Source organism: Streptomyces sp. NPDC033221, assembly GCF_055577005.1.
Window position 1 is genome coordinate 25,343 of record NZ_JBVIQN010000022.1, and the last position, 20,517, is coordinate 45,859.

At 72.7% G+C, this 20,517-nt stretch carries 17 protein-coding genes; 12 read left to right on the forward strand and 5 right to left on the reverse strand.

Annotated features, from left to right (window positions below):
• Positions 1-2 precede the first annotated feature (2 nt).
• The 4 genes from ACZ53K_RS26180 to ACZ53K_RS26195 all read left to right on the forward strand — a co-directional run bounded on the left by ACZ53K_RS26180 (position 3) and on the right by ACZ53K_RS26195 (position 4,334).
• Positions 3-1,235: a carbohydrate kinase family protein gene (locus ACZ53K_RS26180; protein WP_468841024.1), complete on the forward strand. Its 1,233-nt coding sequence runs from the start codon at positions 3-5 to the stop codon at positions 1,233-1,235.
• A gap of 240 nt (positions 1,236-1,475) precedes the next feature.
• Positions 1,476-2,480: a PhoH family protein gene (locus ACZ53K_RS26185; protein ID WP_468841026.1), complete on the forward strand. Its 1,005-nt coding sequence runs from the start codon at positions 1,476-1,478 to the stop codon at positions 2,478-2,480.
• A gap of 25 nt (positions 2,481-2,505) precedes the next feature.
• A complete protein-coding gene (ybeY, locus tag ACZ53K_RS26190) occupies positions 2,506-3,003 on the forward strand; it encodes an rRNA maturation RNase YbeY (RefSeq protein WP_073761490.1) in 498 nt (165 codons plus the stop codon).
• A gap of 14 nt (positions 3,004-3,017) precedes the next feature.
• Positions 3,018-4,334, forward strand: a complete 1,317-nt coding sequence (locus ACZ53K_RS26195; protein ID WP_468841028.1) for a hemolysin family protein — start codon at positions 3,018-3,020, stop codon at positions 4,332-4,334.
• On the opposite strand, the gene ACZ53K_RS26200 is transcribed toward ACZ53K_RS26195, so the two are convergent.
• On the reverse strand, positions 4,300-5,523 hold the full coding sequence (locus ACZ53K_RS26200; RefSeq protein ID WP_468841029.1) for an MFS transporter: 1,224 nt from the start codon (positions 5,521-5,523) through the stop codon (positions 4,300-4,302). The genes ACZ53K_RS26195 and ACZ53K_RS26200 overlap by 35 nt on opposite strands.
• Positions 5,524-5,623: 100 nt before the next feature.
• On the opposite strand from ACZ53K_RS26200, the gene ACZ53K_RS26205 reads away from it, so the two are divergent.
• The gene (locus tag ACZ53K_RS26205) at positions 5,624-6,400 is read left to right on the forward strand and encodes an AraC family transcriptional regulator (protein WP_468841030.1); all 777 of its coding nucleotides are present in this window, start codon (positions 5,624-5,626) and stop codon (positions 6,398-6,400) included.
• Here ACZ53K_RS26205 and ACZ53K_RS26210 read toward each other — a convergent pair.
• Complete coding sequence (locus ACZ53K_RS26210; RefSeq protein WP_468841031.1) at positions 6,382-7,914, reverse strand: MFS transporter; 1,533 nt, start codon at positions 7,912-7,914, stop codon at positions 6,382-6,384. The genes ACZ53K_RS26205 and ACZ53K_RS26210 overlap by 19 nt on opposite strands.
• A 164-nt stretch (positions 7,915-8,078) precedes the next feature.
• Between ACZ53K_RS26210 and ACZ53K_RS26215 the strand changes: the two genes are divergently transcribed.
• Together ACZ53K_RS26215 and ACZ53K_RS26220 are read left to right on the forward strand one after the other, a co-directional pair.
• Positions 8,079-8,969, forward strand: coding sequence for a helix-turn-helix transcriptional regulator (locus tag ACZ53K_RS26215; RefSeq protein WP_468841200.1), 891 nt, complete (start codon positions 8,079-8,081; stop codon positions 8,967-8,969).
• Positions 8,970-9,077: 108 nt separating this feature from the next.
• Positions 9,078-9,431, forward strand: a complete 354-nt coding sequence (locus ACZ53K_RS26220; protein WP_468841032.1) for a cytidine deaminase — start codon at positions 9,078-9,080, stop codon at positions 9,429-9,431.
• Between the two features lie 25 nt (positions 9,432-9,456).
• Here the strand turns inward: ACZ53K_RS26220 and ACZ53K_RS26225 are convergent, their stop codons facing one another.
• Positions 9,457-11,007: a class I adenylate-forming enzyme family protein gene (locus ACZ53K_RS26225; RefSeq protein WP_468841034.1), complete on the reverse strand. Its 1,551-nt coding sequence runs from the start codon at positions 11,005-11,007 to the stop codon at positions 9,457-9,459.
• Positions 11,008-11,313: 306 nt separating this feature from the next.
• Between ACZ53K_RS26225 and ACZ53K_RS26230 the strand changes: the two genes are divergently transcribed.
• The 5 genes from ACZ53K_RS26230 (at position 11,314) to era (ending at position 17,824) form a co-directional block, all read left to right on the forward strand.
• Positions 11,314-12,915 (forward strand): NAD(P)-binding domain-containing protein, encoded by a 1,602-nt coding sequence (locus tag ACZ53K_RS26230; RefSeq protein ID WP_468841202.1) that lies wholly within the window; start codon positions 11,314-11,316, stop codon positions 12,913-12,915.
• Positions 12,912-14,003, forward strand: coding sequence for an alpha-hydroxy acid oxidase (locus tag ACZ53K_RS26235; protein WP_468841035.1), 1,092 nt, complete (start codon positions 12,912-12,914; stop codon positions 14,001-14,003). Before ACZ53K_RS26230 ends, ACZ53K_RS26235 begins: the two co-directional genes overlap by 4 nt.
• Positions 14,000-15,442, forward strand: a complete 1,443-nt coding sequence (locus ACZ53K_RS26240) for a cytochrome P450 (RefSeq protein WP_468841036.1) — start codon at positions 14,000-14,002, stop codon at positions 15,440-15,442. The genes ACZ53K_RS26235 and ACZ53K_RS26240 overlap by 4 nt, the downstream gene beginning before the upstream one ends.
• Positions 15,443-15,522: 80 nt before the next feature.
• Complete coding sequence (locus tag ACZ53K_RS26245; RefSeq protein ID WP_468841037.1) at positions 15,523-16,791, forward strand: cation:proton antiporter; 1,269 nt, start codon at positions 15,523-15,525, stop codon at positions 16,789-16,791.
• An 85-nt stretch (positions 16,792-16,876) separates the two neighbouring features.
• Positions 16,877-17,824, forward strand: coding sequence for a GTPase Era (gene era, locus ACZ53K_RS26250; RefSeq protein ID WP_468841038.1), 948 nt, complete (start codon positions 16,877-16,879; stop codon positions 17,822-17,824).
• 27 nt (positions 17,825-17,851) lie between these two features.
• Here era and ACZ53K_RS26255 read toward each other — a convergent pair whose 3' ends face one another.
• Both ACZ53K_RS26255 and ACZ53K_RS26260 read right to left on the reverse strand, forming a co-directional pair.
• Positions 17,852-19,111, reverse strand: coding sequence for an MFS transporter (locus ACZ53K_RS26255; RefSeq protein WP_468841039.1), 1,260 nt, complete (start codon positions 19,109-19,111; stop codon positions 17,852-17,854).
• Positions 19,108-20,499, reverse strand: coding sequence for a GH1 family beta-glucosidase (locus ACZ53K_RS26260; protein ID WP_468841040.1), 1,392 nt, complete (start codon positions 20,497-20,499; stop codon positions 19,108-19,110). The genes ACZ53K_RS26255 and ACZ53K_RS26260 overlap by 4 nt, the downstream gene beginning before the upstream one ends.
• Positions 20,500-20,517 lie beyond the last annotated feature (18 nt).

The window sequence follows — 20,517 nt, forward strand, 5'->3', positions numbered from 1 at the left end:
CGGTGAGCGCACACGATGTCCAGCGGACCACGGGCAACGGCCCGGCCGGCCACCACGTCCCGCCGGGCCCCGCGCCCGCGCTCGACCCGCTGGCCGCCGTACGGACCGGCGGCGATCCGGCCACCGACGTCTACCTCACCGGCACCGTCTTCCTGGACATCATCTTCACCGGCCTGGACTCCGCGCCGGTACGCGGCACGGAATCCTGGGCACGCGGCATGGGCTCCAGCCCCGGCGGCGTCGCCAACATGGCCACCGCGCTGGCCCGCCTGGGCCTGCGCACCTCGCTCGCCGCGGCCTTCGGCGACGACATGTACGGCGAGTACTGCTGGGAGGCGCTGGAGCGCGGCGAACACGTCGACCTCTCGATGTCCCGCACCGTCGCGGGCTGGCACTCACCGGTCACCGTCTCCATGGCGTACGAGGGCGAGCGCACGATGGTCTCGCACGGCCACGAGGCACCCAGCGGGCCCGCCCGCACCGCCTTCGACGGCAAACACGCCCCCGGCTGCCCGCCCCCGTCCCGCGCCTGCGTCGCCTCACTGGAGCCGGGCCGCCCCGAGGGCTGGCTCGGCTGCGCCGCCCACCGCGGCAGCCGCATCTTCGCCGACGTGGGCTGGGACGACACCGGCCGCTGGGACCCGGCCGACCTCGCCGAACTGGAGCACTGCGAAGCGTTCCTGCCCAACGCGGAGGAGGCGATGCGCTACACCCGCCTGGACTGCCCGCGCGCCGCCGCACGCAAGCTGGCCGACCGGGTGCCGGTCGCCGTGGTCACGCTGGGCGCCGAGGGCGCGTACGCCGTGGACGGGCGGACCGGCGAGACCGCCGAGGTGCCCGCCATCGCCGTGGAGGCCATGGACCCGACCGGCGCGGGCGACGTCTTCGTGGCGGGCTTCGTCACCGGCTCGCTGGCCGGCTGGTCACTGGCCGACCGGCTCGCCTTTGCGGGACTGACCGCCGCCCTCTCCGTACAGGAATTCGGCGGCTCACTGTCCGCGCCGGGCTGGGTGGAGATCGCCGCCTGGTGGCGGCGGGTCGTGACGGCGGAGGCGTACGGGCCGCAACCGGACGGTCCGGAAGCGGCAGGCGGCGCCGGACCGGCGGCCTGCGCCCGGGAAGCGGCCGCGCTGCGCCGCCGCTACGCCTTCCTGGACGCCCTGCTGCCCACCGCGGACCGCGCCTGGCCACTCGCCCGCGCCCTGCCCACCCTCGGCTTCCGCCGCCCCGCGTGAGAGCCACCCCCGCCCTTCCGCCGCCCCGCGCGACAGCCCGTTCACGAACATCCGGCCACGCGCGGAACACGTCACCGTGAGCACCCCGTCACCGGAGGAACACGGGAACAGGAGAACGCCGGAAAAGGCTTCGGGCTTGTCAGTGCACCGTCGTACCCTGGGTATCCCAAGGAGCCGAGCTGCCGGGCACCGCTCCCGCAGCGCAACGAATGGGGGATGAGCAGGCCAGAGAGCCGGCCCATGACTCAGACACCTACACGACCGCAGGCGCACGCCCAGTTCACCGTCCCCGCCAAGCACCCGATGGTGACGGTCCTGGGGTCCGGAGACGCCCTGCTGCGCGTCATCGAGAACGCCTTCCCGGCCACCGACATCCACGTACGGGGCAACGAGATCCGCGCCGTCGGCGACGCCGCCGAAGTCGCCCTCATCCAGCGCCTCTTCGACGAGATGATGCTGGTCCTGCGCACCGGACAGCCGATGACCGAGGACGCGGTGGAACGCTCCATCGCCATGCTGCGCACGGCCGGCAACGGCGACGGCGCGGCGAGCGAGACCCCCGCCGAGGTGCTCACCCAGAACATCCTGTCCAACCGCGGCCGCACCATCCGCCCCAAGACCCTGAACCAGAAGCGCTACGTCGACGCCATCGACCGGCACACGGTCGTCTTCGGCATCGGCCCCGCGGGCACGGGCAAGACCTACCTGGCCATGGCCAAGGCAGTACAGGCCCTGCAGTCCAAGCAGGTCAACCGCATCATCCTGACCCGCCCCGCGGTCGAGGCCGGCGAACGCCTGGGCTTCCTCCCCGGCACCCTCTACGAAAAGATCGACCCGTACCTGCGCCCGCTGTACGACGCGCTGCACGACATGCTCGACCCGGACTCGATCCCGCGGCTGATGGCGGCGGGGACGATCGAGGTGGCGCCGCTGGCTTATATGCGGGGTCGTACCTTGAATGATGCTTTCATCATTCTGGACGAGGCGCAGAACACCAGCCCCGAGCAGATGAAGATGTTCCTCACCCGCCTCGGCTTCGACTCGAAGATCGTCATCACCGGTGACGTCACACAGATCGACCTCCCCGGCGGTACGAAGAGCGGTCTGCGGCAGGTCCAGGAGATCCTGGAGGGGCTGGATGATGTGCACTTCTCACGCCTCACCAGCCAGGACGTCGTCCGGCACAAGCTCGTCGGCCGTATTGTCGACGCGTACGAGAAGTACGACAGCCGCAACGGCACGTGACCTGAGAAACGAGAAGCAGCACTACATGTCGATCGACGTCAACAACGAGTCCGGAACGGACATCGACGAGCAGGCGATCCTGGACGTCGCCCGTTACGCCGTGGCCCGGATGCGCATCCACCCGCTCTCCGAGCTGTCGGTCATCGTCGTGGACGCCGATGCCATGGAACAGCTCCACCTCCAGTGGATGGACCTGCCGGGGCCGACCGATGTCATGTCCTTCCCGATGGACGAGCTGCGTCCGCCGGCCAAGGACGACGAGGAGCCCCCGCAGGGGCTCCTCGGGGACATCGTGCTGTGCCCGGAGGTCGCCAAGAAGCAGGGCGAGGAGGCGCCGACCGGGCACAGCATGGACGAGGAGCTCCAGCTGCTGACCGTGCACGGCGTCCTCCACCTCCTCGGGTACGACCACGAGGAGCCCTCGGAGAAGGCCGAGATGTTCGGCCTGCAGGCGGCGATCATCGACGGCTGGCGTGCCGAGCGCGGGCTGACCGGGCCCTCCCCGGCCCCGACCGTCACCTGACGGCGGGAGATCCGGTGACCACTCAGCTGATCGCGGTCGCGGTCCTCCTCGTCGTCGTCGCGTGGCTCGCGGCCTGCGCCGAGGCGGGCCTCGCCCGGACGACCAGCTTCCGTGCCGAGGAAGCCGTACGGTCCGGGCGGCGCGGCAGCGCGAAGCTGGCCGCCGTCGCCGCCGACCCCGTGCGTTATCTGAACGTCGCGCTGCTGGTGCGTGTCGGCTGCGAGATGGCGGCCGGCGTGCTGGTGACGTACGCCTGCCTGCGCTCCTTCGAGCAGACGTGGCAGGCGCTGACCGTGGCCATCGCGGTGATGGTGCTGGTCTCGTACGTCGCGGTGGGCGTCTCGCCCCGTACCATCGGCCGCCAGCACCCGCTGAACACCGCCACCGCGGCGGCGTACGTGCTGCTGCCGCTGGCCCGGATCATGGGTCCGATCCCGCGGCTGCTGATCCTCCTGGGCAACGCGCTGACCCCCGGCAAGGGCTTCCGCCAGGGCCCTTTCGCCTCCGAGGCCGAGCTGCGTTCGCTGGTCGACCTCGCGGAGAAGGAGTCGCTGATCGAGGACGAGGAGCGCCGGATGGTGCACTCCGTCTTCCAGCTCGGCGACACCCTCGTACGGGAGGTGATGGTGCCGCGTACGGATCTGATCTCGGTCGAGCGTTTCAAGACGATCCGCCAGGCGCTGACTCTCGCGCTGCGTTCCGGTTTCTCCCGTATCCCGGTGACCGGCGAGAACGAGGACGACGTGGTCGGCATCGTGTACGTGAAGGATCTGGCCCGGAAGGTGCACATCAGCCGGGACGCGGAGACGGAGCTGGTCTCCACGGCGATGCGGCCCGCGGTCTTCGTGCCGGACACGAAGAACGCCGGTGACCTGCTGCGGGAGATGCAGCAGGACCGCAACCACGTCGCGGTCGTGATCGACGAGTACGGCGGCACGGCCGGCATCGTGACGATCGAGGACATCCTGGAGGAGATCGTCGGTGAGATCACCGACGAGTACGACCGGGAGCTGCCGCCCGTGGAGGAGCTGGGCGACGGACGGTACCGGGTGACCGCGCGGCTGGACATCGGCGACCTCGGTGAGCTGTACGGCTTCGCGGAACTGGACGACGAGGACGTGGAGACGGTCGGCGGGCTGCTCGCCAAGCATCTGGGCCGGGTGCCGATCGCGGGCGCCACGGCCGAGATCGACCTCAGCGAGAACGCCTCGGCGCTCTCGCCGAAGGCGCTGCGGCTGACCGCGGAGGCCCCGGCCGGCCGCCGCAACAAGATCGTCACGGTGCTGTGCGAGCCGGTCAGGGGCGACGACGGCGCAGCCGGTCAGGACTGACCGCGACGCACAGTCCGGCGAGCGCCGTGGTGGTCCCGGTGAGCACCACGGCGGGCCAGCCGCCGCCGGACCAGGCCACCGTCCCCGCCAGCGATCCGATGGCGATGCCGAGGAAGCGCAGGATGAAGTAGAGGGTGTTGAGGCGGCTGTGCAGGGCGGGGTCCAGCCCGAACAGTGACGTCTGGGACGCGGCCTGGCTGCCCCAGACCCCGACGTCCAGCACGATCACGCCCGCCAGCAGCCACCAGAGTGAGCCGCCGCCCGGCAGCAGGAGCAGCCAGCCCGCGATCACCAGGCCGATCAGTGCCGCGAGTGCGCCGCGCCGCCCGAGCCGGTCGGCCAGCCGTCCGGCGTACGGCGAGGCCAGCGCGCTCGCCGCGGCCACCAGCCCGAACAGTCCGATCTCGGTCGACCCGTACCCGTAATCGCCCTCCAGCAGGAACGTCAGCGTCGTCCAGAACGCGCCGAACGCGATACCCACCAGCGCCCCGGACACGGTGATCCGCCGGACCGGCGGATGCGCGGCGAACAGCCGCGGCAGCGAGGCGAGCGTGGTCCGGTACGGGGCGGCCGCGGCCGCCGGGACGCGCGGCAGGGCGCGGCGCAGGACGAGCACCGTCAGCAGGGTCAGCCCGCACGAGCAGCCGAACACCGCCCGCCAGCCGACCTGCTCCGCCAGCGCTCCCGAGTACGCGCGGGACGCCAGCACCCCGATCAGCAGGCCGGCCTGCACGGTGCCGACGACCCGGCCCCGGTTCGCGTCGCCGCCGCCCGCGGCCAGCGCCACCGCGAGCGGCGTGATGAGCTGCGGTACGGGCGAGAGCAGGCCGACCGCGAAGCCGGCCACCACCAGCCAGGTCACGCTGGGCGCGACGGCGCAGGCGGCGAGCGCGAGGGCGGACGCCGTACCGAGGCCGAGGATCAGCCGCCGCCGGTCGTGGCTGTCGCCCGCCGGGACGAGCAGCAGGATGCCCGCCGCGTACCCGAGCTGGGTGGCGGTGGGCACGGCGCCGAGGACGTCCGGGGCCACCCCGAGGGAGTCGGCGGCGGCGCCCAGCAGCGGCTGGTTCAGGTAGACGTTGGCGGCGGTGACGGCGCTGGTCGCGGCGAGCAGCAGCGCTGTCGGGCGGGTCAGGCCGGAGCGGGGCGGGCGGTCGGTGCGCGGGGGAGCGGAAGCTGGTTCGATCACATGAGCCGACGCTAGGCCGGGGCAGGCGTGGCAGGCTTGTGCGGGAGTGCCAAGTTCTGTCGAGAACGTGCCAGGGGTGAGAGGAGGCGGGGCGAGGGCCATGTACGGCAAGAGTGAGGACCGCGACGATTATCAGCGCGTACCCAGGCCGGTCGCGGCGATGGCCCGCGACCTCCCGGACGGCCACCACATCCCCGGCCACCGGCACCTCCGCGCCCAGCTGATCTACGGCACCACCGGCGCGATCACGGTCGCCACCGGGCACGGCGTGTGGGCGGTCCCCGCCACCCGCGGCGTTTGGGTGCCCGCCGGGCTCACCCACGCGATGACCTGCGCGGGCGCGGTCGCCATGCGCACCCTCTACATCGAGCCGCAGTCCGCCTGGCGGCTGCCCGACGCCCCCACCGTCGTCTCGGTCTCGCCGCTGCTGCGCGAGCTGATCGACGAGGCCACCCGGTTGCCGCTGGAGTACGACGTGGAGGGCCGCGACGGCACGGTGATGGCCCTCCTCCTGCACGAACTCGCGCCGCGCCCGGTACCGGCCCTGCACCTGCCCACCCCGGACGATCCCCGGCTCCGGGACCTGTGCGCGGAGATCCGGCGCAGCCCCGGCGACAACTGGACGACCCCGTACGCCGCGGCCCGCGCCCACCTGAGCCCGCGCAGCCTGCACCGCAGGTTCGGCGCCGCGACGGGGATGAGCCCGGCCCGCTGGGTGCAGCAGGCCAGGCTCGTGCACGCGGTCACCCTGCTGGCCAGGGGCACACCGGTCACCTCCGTCGCCACCGGCCTCGGCTATGCCACCCCCAGCGCCTTCACGGCCATGTTCCGGCGGGCGCTGGGCACCACCCCGTCGGCCTACTTCGAGGGCGCGTAGCCCGCGCGGGACCGGCGGGCGGCCCGGGACAGGCCGATGGCGGCCAGCACCGCGACGGCCGCGACGACGGCCGCGTCCGCGCCGAGCCCCAGCCTGATGCCGCCGAGCGTGGCCTCCGCGAAGTCCGTACCGCCCTCGCGCAGCGCCGCGATCCGGCCCGAGGCGAGCGCGCTCAGCAGCGGGATGCCGACCGTGATGCCGATCTGCTGGGAACTGGTCACCAGGCCGGTGGCCAGGCCCTGTTCGGTGTCCGGCACCCCGGAGGTCACGATCACGCCGTACGAGACGATCGCCCACAGGTGGCCGAAGCAGGCGGCCGTCATCGCGACCGTCGCGAACCAGACGCCGGACGACGCGGTGCCCACGCCCAGCAGCGCCGCGGTGCAGACGGCCTGCACCGCCAGCCCGGTCAGCAGGGCCCGGCGGGCACCGATCCGCCCGATCACCTTCGGCGCGACGACGCCGGAGAGCACCGCGAAGAGCCCCTGCACGCCGAAGACCAGGCCGGTGAGGAAGGCGGAGAGGTGCAGCACTTCCTGGAAGTAAAGCGTCAGCAGGAAGATCACCGCGCTCATCATCGCGAAGGTGACCAGGCCCGCCAGGTTGCCCCACGCCACCGTGGGGCGGCGCAGCATCGGCAGCGACACCAGCGGCTGGGCGGCCCGGGACTCCACGAACACGAACGCGACGAGCAGCACGACACCGAGGACCAGCGCGACCGGCACATCCGGGCGGCCGAAGCCCGCCTCGGCGGCGGTGGACAGCGCGTAGATCAGCGCGAGCAGACCACCGGTGACGGTCACCGCGCCGGGTACGTCGATACGCGGCCGCTCGGGGTGCCGCGATTCCGTCAGCAGCGCCGGCGCGACGGCCAGTACGGCGATCCCCGCCACGGCCAGCACACCCATTGTCGAACGCCAGCCCAGCGAGTCGGTCAGCACACCGCCGAGCACCATGCCGATGGTGAAGCCCATCGACATCAGCGTCCCACTGATCCCGAGCGCGCGTTCACGCTGCGGCCCCTCGGCGAAGGTGGTGGTCAGCAGCGACATGCCGGTGGGAACGATGACCGCGGCGCCCAGCCCTTGCAGCGCCCGCCCGGCCAGGAACACCGCCGGACTCCAGGCGAGAGCGGCCAGCAGGGAGGCCACCGCGAAAAGGGCCAGCCCGGTGAGGAAGAGCCGCCGCCGCCCGTACAAATCGGCAATCCGCCCGAACAGCAGCAGAAAACCACCGGACGGCAGAGCGAACGCGGTGACCGCCCACTGCAGGTCGGCCTGCCCCATCCCCAGATCCCGGCCGAGCACCGGCAGCGCCACATTCAGGATCGAGAAGTCCAGCGCGACGATGAACTGCGCGGCACAGAGCAGGAGAAGGATCAGCTTGGCGCGGGCGGACATCCGCTCGGGGGCGGGAGTGGGGGTTTCGGTGAGGGGCGCCGGGGCGGGAGCGGGGGAGTCGGCGAGGGAGGCCGGGGCCGGGGTTGGGGACGGGGGGAGTGTGTCGGTTGGCATAGGAGGAGCCTGCGGCCCAGGAATACGGCGTGGGGAGCGGGAACTTATCGTGGTGTCCGGACCACCAGGCAAGGTCCGGACGGCCGGGCCGCGAGTGGCGGCCGGTGAACACAGCCAACAGGGGGAACGGCGTGGGTGAGTCCGCACGGGCGGAATCCGTACCGATGGCAGGGGCGTCCGGCGGCGCCGGGACGCGGCGCCGACAGGAGTTGCGGGATTTCCTGATGAGCCGCCGGGCCCGGGTCAGCCCGGGGGACGCGGGGCTGCCCGACGGCGGGCGGCGTCGGACGCCGGGGCTGCGTCGTGAGGAGGTCGCGGTGCTCGCCGGGGTCGGGGCTTCGTGGTACCAGTGGCTGGAGCAGGGGCGGGACATCACCGTCTCGCCGCAGGTGCTGGACTCCGTGGCGCGGGTGCTGCGGCTGAGCGACACGGAGCGGCGGCATCTGTATGTGCTGGCGGGGCTCAATCCGCCGCTGCGGCAGGATCCGGACCCCGCGGTGCCCGACATGTGCGAGGGGCTGCAGCGGCTGATCGACGCGTGGATGCCGTTCCCGGCGCACATTCTGGATCCGTACTGGAACAACGTCGCCTACAACGAGGCGGCGCGGCTCGTCCTGAATCACGGCCATGAAGGCGTCGACATGAACTGCGTGATCGCGTTCTTCACCGACCCGGTCTACCGTGCCCGTGCGGCCAGTTGGGAGCGGAACGCGCCGGGAGTGGTGGCCCAGTACCGGGCGGCCTGGTCGAGCCGGCCCGGTGACGAGGGGTACGAGTCGGTCGTACGGGAACTGTCCGCTGTCAGCGAGGAGTTCGCGGCGCTGTGGGCACGAGGGGACGTGCAGGACGGCGGGCAGGTCCACAAGGAACTGGAGCACCCGCTCGTCGGCACGCTGCTCTTCGAGACCACGCAGCTGCGGGTGCCGGCCCGCCCGGATCTGACGATCGTGCTGCACAATCCGCGCCGGTCGGCGGAGATCGACACGGCGGCGAAGCTGGAGTGGCTGACGTCGCCGGAGGGCCGCCGGGGCGGGATGTACTCGGTGGCGGGGTGAGGGGGAGGGGGAGGCGGCGGGTCGGCCGTCGGCGTACGCCGTCCCGGGCTCGTCCGGCCGTACGCCCCCTCGTGCCCGCCCGGCCGCAGGACGCATATGCTCGCCCGTATGAGCGAAGCCGCACCGCTGGACCCGGAAGACCGCAAGATCATCACGCTGGCCCGTTCCGCGCGCGCCCGCAACGGGGTGCCGGAGGGTGCCGCCGTACGCGACGAGACCGGGCGTACGTATGTCGCCGGGACCGTCGCCCTGGAGTCGTTGCAGCTCAGCGCGTTGCGTACGGCGGTTGCCATGGCCGTCGCGAGTGGCGCGCAGTCGCTGGAGGCGGCGGCCGTGGTGACCGAGGCGGAGGCGGCCTCGGACGAGGACCGGGCGGCCGTACGGGACCTCGGCGGCGCCGGGACGCCGGTGCTGGTCGCCGGTCCGGACGGCACGCTGCGGGCCACGGTCCAGGCGGGCTGACGGTCGTCTCACGGGTGGCGGGTGGTCACTGCGCCGCCTGTCCGGCCTCCTTCACGCGCGCCAGCAGCGCTTCCTTGTCCGGTTTGCCGCTCGCCGCGACCGGCACCTCCCGTATGACGGTGATGGTGGCGGGCACGCTCGCCGGGCCCAGTTCCGCGGCGACGTGGGCGCGGAGCGCCGCGAGGTCGGGCTGCCGTCCCGCCGTCGGTACGACGAACGCGTGGGCGGCTTCGCCGGTCTGCTCGTCCGGTGCGCCCACGACGTACGCCTGGTCGATGTCCGGGTGCGCGGCCAGGGTCTGTTCGATCGCGCCGGCGTAGTGCAGGACGGCGTTGACGATGATGACGTCGCGGGTGCGCCCGGTGAGCCGCAGGAAGCCGTGCGCGTCGAGGTGGCCGAGGTCGCGGGTGCGTACCCAGCCGTCGCGCAGGACGGCGCGGGTCTCTTCCCCGTTCCGGCGGTAACCGGCCAGCGCTCCGGCGGTACGGACCCAGATCTCACCGGCCCGGCCGTCGGGGAGCGGCCGTCCGTCGGCCGGGTCCCGCACGCTGATGTCCACCCCGTCCAGCGGCCGCCCCACCGAGCCGTACGCCGTGTCCGGCCGTCGGGCCAGGTCGTCGGGGGTGAGCAGGGTCAGCATGCCGGTCTCGGTCTGCCCGTAGCCCTGGTGTACGACCGGGCCGAGCCGTTCGGTGGCCTCGGCGAGCCGGTGGGGCGCCAGAGGAGATCCGGCCACGAGTAGAGCCCTCAGGCTGGTGAGGTCCGTGGTGTTGGCGGGTTCGGTGCGCAGGGTGTTGAGGATGTGGTGGAGCCGGGGGACGGTCAGCAGGCAGGCGGTGACGCGGTGCCGAGCGAGGACCTCGGGGAAGGACAGGGGCGGGTCCGGGATGACGGCGGTGCCGCCGCCCAGCAGGCACAGTCCCAGATGCTCGAAGATCACCGCGCTGGTGAGGGTGCCGAAGAGCAGGAAGCGCGCGTAGGCCGCGGCGAGGGCGGTGGTCCGCGCGGACCGGCGGGCGGGCTGCCACGACCAGCTCGCGGTGAGGCTGCGATAGGTGTGCGCGCACTCCTTGGGCTGTCCGGTGCTGCCGCTGGTCAGGGTGATCAGGGCGAGGTCGTCCGGGTGGCCGTGCGCCACGAGGTCGTCGGCCGTCGAAGGTTCCGGCGTGCTCAGCAGATCCTTCTCCAGCCTGAGCCGGGTGAGGTGGGCACCCGCCGCGAGGAGGCCGGGGGAGGCCGACGGTTCGTCGTGGACGAGGACGTCGATGCCGTCGGCCAGGACGCGTACGAGGTGGGCCGGCGGCAGGCCGGGACGCAGACCGGTCAGCCGGGCGCCCAGCAGGTGCACCGCGATATGCAGGGAAAACGCCTCCGGGGTGACGTCGGCGGCGACCGCGACGGACGACCCGGGGCGCACGCCCGCGGCCCGCAGCCCGCGTACGCAGCGGCCGGTCAGGGCCAGGACCTCACGGCGCGGGACGGCGCGCCCCCGGTGTTCAAAGGCCGGTATGTCCGGCTGCCGGCGGAACGCGTCGACGAGGGCCTGCGGAAAAGGGCTTTCGGCTGGCTGGTTCATTTCGTATCCGCTCCGGTGGGTGTGAACGGCTGAAATGCGTCACGGGGCCGGCGGGACAAGCGGGGCCGGGAGTACGGCAGGGTAATGTGACGGCCCGCCGGAGCGCGACAGAAGGGCGTTCCGGGTAAAAGTCCCGGACCTTGTGACACTGGCTTGTGCAGCGTACTCGCAAACCTGGGAATGCGTGTGACGCAGGTCACCTGATCGCGCCCTGGTGCCGTTCTTTAATACTCAAGTACTGTCGGTTTCCGCTCCATCTCCATCCCCCGCTGGTGACAGGAGAATTGCGTGATCCGTGAAGAAACGATGGACTATCTGGTGGTCGGGGCGGGCCCCGCGGGATTACAAGCCGGATATTTCCTGCAACAGGCCGGGCGCAGTTATCTCATCGTGGAGTCCGGCGCGGCTCCCGGTGCGTTCTTCACCCGTTTCCCCCGCCACCGCACCCTCATCTCGATCAACAAGGTGCACACCGGCTGGGACGACCCCGAGCTGAACATGCGGACCGACTGGAACTCGCTGCTCTCGGACGAGAACACTCCGCTGTTCACCGCCCGCACCCCGCGGTATTTCCCGGACGCCGACGAGATGGTCGGCTATCTCGCCGACTTCGCCGCCACCCACCGCCTCCGTGTCCGCCACGGCACCCGCGTCACCGGGATCTCGCGACCGTACGGCGGCCCCGACGGGCCCGGTGACTTCCTCGCCCGCGCCGAGGACGGCACCGGCTATCGCGCGCGCCGGATCATCATGGCGACCGGCGTGACCCGCCCGTACATCCCCGCCATCGAGGGCGTGGAGACGGCCGAGCGCTACGACGAGGTCTCCGTCGACCCGGCCGGCTTCACCGGGCAGCGGGTGCTGATCATCGGCCGCGGCAACTCCGCGTTCGAGACCGCCGACAACCTCATCGAGACCGCCGCCGTCATCCACGTGGCCGGCCCCGGCTCGCTGAAGCTCGCCTGGCAGACCCATTTCGTCGGACATCTGCGGGCCGTCAACAACAACTTCCTCGATACGTATCAGCTGAAATTGCAGAACGCGGTGCTGGACGGGCACATCCAGCGTATCCGGCAGCGGCCGGACGGCTCGTACCTGGTGTCGGTGTCCTTTTCCCGGGTGGCGGAGGTAGTCAAGGACATCGTTTACGACCGGGTCATTCTGGCCACCGGTTTCCGCTTCGATGCATCGATATTCGCGCCGGAGTGCCGGCCCGAGCTCACCATCAACGACCGCTTTCCGGCCCAGACCGACGCCTGGGAATCCCCGAACGTCCCCGGCCTCCACTTCGCCGGCACCGTCACCCAGGTACGCGATTTCAAGAAATCCACCAGTGGTTTCATCCACGGCTTCCGGTACGGCGTACGCGCCCTGCACCGCATCCTCGAAGCCCGGCACCACGGCCGCCCCTGGCCCGCCGAACCGCTGCCCGCCACCGCCGAGGCGGTCACCGACGCCGTGGTCGCCCGCGTCAACCGCAGCTCGGCGCTCTTCCAGGTGTTCGGCTTCCTCGGCGACGCGGTGCTCGCCGACCGGGACGGCACGGTCCGTTACTGCGAGGAGATTCCAGTCGACCACCTGCACACCGCCGTCGCGGACGGCGGTTTCGGCGAGGTCGGGCAGTACTTCACCGTCACCCTCGAATACGGCGAGGGCCACGACAAGGTCAACCCGTTCGACATCTCCGCGGGCCGCGTCTCCCAGCAGGACACCACCGGCCTGGACGGCCGCTATCTGCACCCGGTGGTCCGTGTCTTCGACGGCGACGCGCCCGGCAAGGCCCTCGCCGAACACCACCTCACCGAGAACCTCGAAAACGAGTGGGACAGCGAGGAGGTCCACCGCACGCCCCTGCGGAACTTCCTGCACCCCCGGCTCGCCGGCCCGGCCCCGGCGGCCCGGCCGTGATTCCCACCCTCGCCGACCTGCGCGAGCGGGCGCGGGAACGGCTGGACCCACGGGTGTACGACTTCTTCGACGGGGGCGCCGGCGGGGAGACGGCGCTCCACGAGAACGAGACGGCGTTCCGCAGGCTCGCCCTGCTGCCGCGCGTGCTGCGCGGGGCGGCCACCCGCGACCTGTCCGTGACGCTGTGCGGCGACCGCCTCTCCCTGCCCGTCCTGGTCTCGCCCACCGCCTTCCACCGCCTCGCGCACCCCGAGGGCGAGACCGCCACCGCCCGCGCGACGGCAGCCGCGGGCACGGTCCTGGTCACCGGCATGGCGGCGACCGTGCCGGTGGCCGAGGTCGTCGCGGCCGCCCGCGCCGTACGGGCCCAGGCGTCCGTCTGGTTCCAGCTCTACCTGCAACCCGAACCGGAGGTCACGCTCGCCCTCGTCCGCAGGGCGGAGCGGGCCGGGTGCACGGCGCTGGTCGTCACGGTCGACTCACCCGTCTTCGGCCGCCGCGAGCGCGACGCCCGGCACGGCTTCGACGACCTGCCCGACGGCCTGGCCGCCGAGAACATGCGCGGCCTGCCCGGCGCACCCGACGACCGCCCCCGTGACATCGCCATGTCCCCGGGTCTCTCCTGGGACGATCTGCGCAGGCTGCGGGCACAGACCCGGCTGCCCGTCCTGCTCAAGGGCGTCCTGCACCCCGAGGACGCGCGGATCGCCGTCGCCGAGGGCGTGGACGGCCTGCTGGTCTCCAACCACGGCGGCCGGCAGCTCGACGCGGCACCGGCCAGCGTCGAGGCGTTGCCCGCCGTCGCCGAGGCGGTCGCCGGCCGGGTACCGGTCCTGCTGGACGGCGGTGTCCGCCGGGGCTCCGACGCCGCGCTGGCCCTCGCGCTGGGCGCGTCGGCCGTCGGCGTCGGCCGCCCGGTGCTGTGGGGCCTGGCCGCGGACGGCGAGGACGGCGTCCGGCACGTACTGGAGCTGCTGCGCGCCGAGTTCGACCACGTACTGGCGCTGTGCGGCGGCGGCAGCCCGGCCGACCTCGGGCCGGACCTCGTGGTGACCCGGGGGAGCGTACGAGCCGGGGAGGCCCGATGAACCGTCCCCGGGCCACCGGCCCCCTCCGTACCGCCAAGCTCCTCACCGCCGCGGCCGCCGCCCTCTCCGTCCCGTACTGGCTGCCGCGCTCCGTCGTCGCCGCCCGCGTCGCGCTCTTCGCCCGGATCAACGGCGACGAGGGCATCGCCTTCCCGAACGCCGACGTCCCCGCCGAACGCTTCCAGGAGATCTACTCGCACCCGGCCGCCAACGGCCGCAGCCGGGGCGCCGCCCTCTCCGACCTCTTCTGGTACTGGCTCGCGCCCGGCCCCGAAGTGCACCAGGAGCACCTTGAGGACGGCCCGCGCTACGACGAGGTCGCCCGCACCACCCTCACCGTGCTCGCCGGGCCCAGCCGGGACCTGTCCGCGGCGGTGGCCCGCCGTACCGCCGCCGTCCTGGACGAACTGGTCACCGGCCGCGCCGCGTTCGTACGGCTGCGCGACCTGATGATGCCGGTCTGGGCGGAATTCTTCCACGGCCTCGTCTTCCGCGAACCGTGCCCGCCCCACGTCCGGCGCCTGATCGTCGGCAACGCCACGGACGTGGTCGACTCCCTGAAGTGCACCCGGCCCCGCCACCTGGCCCGCCGTGACCGCCTCACCCGTCACCTGCGGCAGCGCATCGCCGCCGGACACGTACCACCGAGCCACCTGCCGGGCTCCCTCACGCCCCGGGAGCAGGCGTACTACCTCCAGGGCACGTTCTTCAACACGGCCGTCGTCCAGATGTCCGAGGCCATGGCCCACCTGCTGCTCGTCCTGGCCCGGCACCCGGACACGCAGCGACGGCTGGCCGCGGCACCGGACGACGACCGGTACTTCGCCAACGTCCTCAACGAGACGCTGCGGCTCTACCCGCTCTTCGGCGTCGCCCACCGCATCAGCACCGGCGACATCCCGCTCGGCCCGGATACCGTCCTCCCCGCCGGCTCCGTGCTGTGCTTCAACTACCCCGAGTACCACGCCTCCGGCTATCCCGACCCGGGCGTCTTCGACCCCGCCCGCTGGGACCGCCTTGTCGCCAAGGACCAGCACCACATCCCGTTCGGTGTCGCCGCCAACCGGCCCTGCCCGGCCTGGCGGCTCGCCCCGCTGGCCATGCACGCCGCCACCCGCGAGGTGCTGCGCCGCTTCACCCTCCACTCCGACGTCGCCCACACCCGTTCCATCCCGCACCGCGCCCCCTGCCTGCTGGTCCGGCGCGACCGTCCGCTGCCGGCGCACCGGCTGCTCGCCGCCCGCGCCTTCCTGCGGGTGCGTGACCGGTGGGAGGACGTGTGGCGCAGCTGCGTCCAGCTCGTCTTCGGTACGTGGATGGTGCTGGACGCCCGCCGCCTCCGTCCGGCCGAGCGCTATTTCGCCGCCCACGACACCGAGGGCGTCCCGCTGCCGGCCGGCACCGACGGGCCGGCGCGCTGCCCGTACCCGCACACCTGATCAGCGCACGTGACCCGCACGCACGCCGACCCGTACAACCGACCCCCACGCCGGCCCCGCGAGTCGAAGGGCTTCCCGCCATGTCCATCACGGAGTTAGGACCGGTCTTCTTCCTGGCCGTCGTCGTCATCCTGCTCGTCTGCCGGCTCGTCGGCCGTGCCCTGCGCGCGCTGGGCCAGCCGCCCGTGGTGGGCGAGATGGTCGCCGGCGTGGTGCTCGGGCCGTCCGTGCTGGGCCTGCTGGCGCCCGGCGTGGAGACGGCCCTCTTCCCGCCCGAGCTGCGGCCCGCGCTGTACGTCGCCGGGCAGATCGGCCTGGTCGTCTTCATGTTCCAGACCGGGTACGAGTTCCGGTCGGCCGGCATCCGGGCGGTGGCCAGGCCGGCCACGCTGATCTCGGGCGCCGGCATCTTCGTACCGCTCGCGCTGGGCGTGGGGCTGACCTACGCCGTGCACGGCCGGGTCGACGTCTTCCCTGCGGACGTCTCCGTCGCCGTCTCCGCCCTGTTCGTCGGCGTGACCCTCGCCATCACCGCGTTCCCCATGCTGGCCCGCATCATCACCGAGCGCGGCCTGACCGGCACCCGCTTCGGTTCCCTGTCCCTGGCGTCCGGAGCGGTGGACGACGCGCTGGCGTGGGTGCTGCTCGCCGGGGTGCTGAGCCTGACCGGCACCGGCAGCGGACCCCTGGTCATCGCCCTGGCCGGGAGCGTCGGGCTGGTGATCGTCCTGGTCCTGTTCGCCCGCTCCGGGGCCCGGTTCACGGACCTGGTGAACCGCCGCAGCCCCGACGAGCTGCTGCTGATCACCGTGGTCGTGCTGTTCCTCGCCGCCTGGTACACCGACCGCATCGGCCTGTACGCGGTCTTCGGCGCGTTCAGCCTCGGGGTGGTCTTCCCGCGCTCCGCGCCCGTGGACCGGACCATCGAGGCGATCGCGCCGGTCAGCCGGATCGTCTTCCTGCCCCTGTTCTTCACCTACTCCGGCCTGAACACCGACTTCGCGCTGCTGGCCTCGCCCGGCCTGCTGCTGTTCACCGCGGGCTGCGTCGCCCTGGCCGTCCTCGGCAAGCTGGGCGCCTGCTGGCTGGCGGCACGGCTGGCCGGCGAGGAGGCCGGGGTCGCGCTGCGCATCGGCACGCTGATGAACGCGCGGGGCCTGATGCAGCTCATCGCGATCAACATCGGCCTGGCGGCCGGCATCGTCACACCGTCGATGTTCGCGGTGCTGGTCGTGGTCGCGCTGGTGACGACGCTGATGGCCACCCCCATGCTGACCCTGTGGGACCGCCTCGACGCCCGCCGGACACCCGGCCGGGCGCGGGCGGAGCGGGTCGGCGCCGCGCCCTGATCCCGGCCGTACGGGGCCGGGCCGCCCGCCCCGTACGGCCACCGCCCGGACCTGGTGGTCCGCGCCCGCCCGCCGATCGGGGACAATGGGCGCCATGAGCGTTCGTACAGAGTCCTCCGCCCAGCACCGCGCCGGCTTCGCGTGCTTCGTCGGCCGCCCGAACGCGGGCAAGTCGACCCTCACGAACGCTCTGGTCGGCACCAAGGTGGCGATCACCTCCAACCGGCCGCAGACCACCCGGCACACCGTGCGCGGCATCGTGCACCGCCCGGACGCCCAGCTCGTCCTGGTCGACACCCCGGGCCTGCACAAGCCGCGCACCCTGCTCGGCGAGCGGCTCAACGACGTCGTACGGACCACCTGGGCCGAGGTCGACGTGATCGGCTTCTGCCTGCCCGCCGACCAGAAGCTGGGCCCCGGCGACCGCTTCATCGCGGGCGAGCTGGCCGGGATCAAGAAGACCCCGAAGATCGCCATCGTCACCAAGACCGACCTGGTGGACTCCAAGCAGCTCGCCGAGCAGCTGCTCGCGGTCGACCGGATGGGCCGGGAGCTGGGCATCGAGTGGGCGGAGATCATTCCGGTCTCCGCGGTCGGTGACAAGCAGGTGCAGCTCGTCGCCGACCTGCTCGTACCGATGCTCCCCGAGAGCCCCCCGCTCTACCCCGAGGGTGACCTCACCGACGAGCCCGAGCAGGTCATGGTCGCCGAGCTGATCCGCGAGGCCGCGCTCGAAGGCGTACGGGACGAGCTGCCGCACTCCATCGCGGTCGTGGTCGAGGAGATGCTGCCGCGCGAGGACCGCCCGGCGGACAAGCCGCTGCTGGACATCCACGCCAACGTCTACATCGAGCGGCCCAGCCAGAAGGGCATCATCATCGGCCCCAAGGGCAAGCGGCTCAAGGACGTCGGTGTGAAGTCCCGCAAGCACATCGAGGCGCTGCTCGGCACGCCGGTCTTCCTCGACCTGCACGTGAAGGTCGCCAAGGACTGGCAGCGCGACCCGAAGCAGCTCCGCAAGCTCGGCTTCTGAGGCCCGGCCCCCGGAAACCGCCGCCGCTCACTCCACCCCGCGGATCCGCCGCACCAGCAGCGCCCCCGCCAGCCCGATGGCCGCCGCGACCAGGTACAGCACCCGGTAGCCGCCCAGGTACGTCACGATGGGCGCGGCCAGCGCGGGGGCGGCCACCTGCGGCAGCGAGTTCGCGATGTTGATGACGCCGAGGTCCCGGCCCCGGTGGGCGGCGGCCGGCAGCACGTCCGTCATCAGGGCGAAGTCCACCGACGTGAAGACGCCGAAGCCGACGCCCAGCAGCGCGGCGGCGACCAGCGCGCCGGTCCAGGTCTGCCATCCGGCGAGCAGCGCGGTGGCCACCGCCATGATCACGCCCGCCCCCAGCACGAACGGTTTACGGCGGCCCGAACGGTCCGACCACACCCCGCCGACGACGACGGTGGCGAGCAGCAGCACCCCGTTGACGGCGGTCAGGACCAGCACGCCGTCCTCGGGGCGGGGCCGGTGCAGCGCGTCCCGCAGGTAGTAGAGCAGGTACAGCAGCGCGATCGCGTTGCCGAGGTTGACCAGGAAGCGGGTCAGCCAGGCCCACGCCAGGTCGGGATGGCGGCGCGGGCTGATCCAGAACCCGGCCAGGAAGGACCGCCACGCGAACGGCGGCCGGTCACCGGGCCCGATCCGCAGATCCCGGTAGCGCAGCACGTACGGCAGCGAGGCCAGCACCGTGAACGCGGCGCAGGCCAGGTAACCCGCCGCGATGCCGCCCGCGGCGGTCGCCAGGCCCGTACCGGCCACCACGCCCAGGAACTGCGCCGCGCCCAGCCAGCCGCCCACCGCGCCGCGCTGGAGGTGCGGGACGCGGTCCGGTACGGCCGCGGTGACCGCCGCGAACGCGGCGTTGAGTGCCAGCTGCACCAGGCACCACCCGGCCGCCATGGCACCGACGCTCCTGGCGGCGGCCAACAGGCACAGCGCGCCCGCGCCCCCGAGCACACCGGCCACGATCCACGGCGTACGGCGCCCGAACCGTGACACCGTACGGTCCGACAGCGCGCCGAAGACCGGATTGGCGACGAGCGACACCGCGGCGCCCAGGCCCGTCACCCACGCCAGCACCGTCTCCTTGGACGTGCCGGGCGGCGCCAGTCCGGCCGCCTGGAGAGCCAGCAGGATCTGGATCGGCCCGTACCAGCCGACCCAGACCGCCCCGTTGGCCAGCGCCAGCGCGGCGGTCCAGCCGCGGCCCACCCGCCCGGCCGGCTCGGCGAGGGCCCCGGGCGTGCCCGCGGCCCCCGCGCCGGTCACCGCCGGGCCCGCAGCGCGTCCCGCAGCCAGTGGTACGAGGCCTTCGGCGTCCGTGCCAGCGTCCCGTAATCGACATGCACCAGCCCGAAGCGCCGGGCGTACCCCTCGGCCCACTCGAAGTTGTCCAGCAGCGACCAGACGAAGTACCCGCGGACGTCGACCCCGGCGGTGATCGCGTCGTGCACGGCCCGGATGTGCGCGTCCAGGAAGGCGATCCGTTCCCGGTCCTCGACGCCCTCGTACGAGCAGCCGTTCTCGGTGATGACGACCGGTGGCAGGCGGTCGCCGTACCGGTCGCGGAAGCCGGTCAGCAGCTCGGTCAGCGCCGCGGGCACGACCGGCCAGCCGAAGTCCGTCCGCGGACAGCCCTCGATCTCGCGCGGTGCGAACGGCAGTCCCGGCGGCAGCTCGATCCCGGCGAAATGCACCGTCCCGGCGCCCTCCGCCGCAGGCGCCCCCACCTTCGTCGGCTGGTAGTAATTCACCCCGTACCAGTCCAGCGGCTCACCGATGATCCGCACATCCTCGTCCACCGGCCCGGCCCCGGACAGCAGCGCCGCCGTCAGCTCCTCTTCCGGATAGCGCCCCAGCAGCACCGGCTCCGCGAACAAACGATTCAGCAGCAGGTCGTACAGCCCGGCCGCCTCCTGATCGGCGGCCGACTCCGACGCCGCCCACGTCGGCCCGTGGGAATTGGCGATCCCGATATGGTCCGCGCCCCGCGCCCGCAGCGCCTGCACGGCCAGCCCGTGCCCCAGCAGCAGGTGATGCGCCACGGGCAGCGCCCCGAACCCCAGCTCCCGGCCCGGCGCGTGCTGCCCCAGCCCGTACCCCAGCAGCGTCACCTCGGCCGGCTCATTGAGCGTGATCCACCGGTCCACCCGGTCCCCGAGCCGCGCCGCCACGGCATCCGCGTACGCCGCGAACCGCTGCGCCGTGTCCCGCTCCAGCCACCCGCCCGCGGCCTCGACGGCCTCCGGCGTGTCCCAGTGGAACAGCGTCGGCACCGGCCGGACGCCCGCCGCGCACAGCGCGTCGACCAGCCGGTCGTAGAAATCCAGCCCGGCCGCGTTGACCCGCGGCCCTCCGTCCGGCATCACCCGCGGCCAGGCGACCGAGAACCGGTACGCGTCGACGCCCAGCTCCCGGATCAGCGCGACATCTTCCCGGTACCGGTGGTAATGCCCGGTCGCCACCCGCCCGTCCGACCCGTCCTTGACCCGCCCGCCCCGCTCCACGAAGGCGTCCCACACCGACCGCCCCCGCCCGTCCTCGTCGACCGCGCCCTCGATCTGGTACGCGGACGTCGACACCCCCCACTCGAACCCCGCGGGAAAACGGGGCAGAACACCCGACGAGAACCCCTCCGGCACACGAGAAACGTCCATGCGCCGGATCCTGGTTAC